Origin of the sequence: Cognatazoarcus halotolerans, assembly GCF_009800965.1 — a bacterium.
Taxonomy (GTDB): domain Bacteria; phylum Pseudomonadota; class Gammaproteobacteria; order Burkholderiales; family Rhodocyclaceae; genus Cognatazoarcus; species Cognatazoarcus halotolerans.
This window is the reverse complement of the sequence record NZ_WUAF01000091.1, coordinates 1-255: the sequence shown is the minus strand read 5'-3', so window position 1 is coordinate 255 and position 255 is coordinate 1. Positions and strand designations below refer to the sequence as shown.

Below are 255 nucleotides of genomic sequence, written 5' to 3'. Positions count from 1 at the left end.
CGACCCAGCTGAACATTCCGCGCGATTATTTCTACGGTGACATCACCTGCGAGATTCCGAAGCCGGCGCGGCTCGATCGCGGTGCGGGCGGTGAGCAGAGCCTCCAGGCGGCGGCCGAGCTGCTGGCAACGGCGAAGTTCCCGGTGATCATCTCGGGCGGCGGGGTGGTGATGGCCGATGCGGTCGAGCAGTGCAAGGCGCTGGCCGAGCGCCTGGGTGCGCCGGTGGTGAACAGTTATCTGCACAATGATTCGT

Annotated in this window: 1 pseudogene; it reads left to right on the top strand. The window is 65.5% G+C overall.

Going from position 1 to position 255, the window contains the following annotated elements:
- A pseudogene (locus GQB03_RS22805) lies at nt 1–255 on the top strand (sulfoacetaldehyde acetyltransferase); the annotation flags it as partial.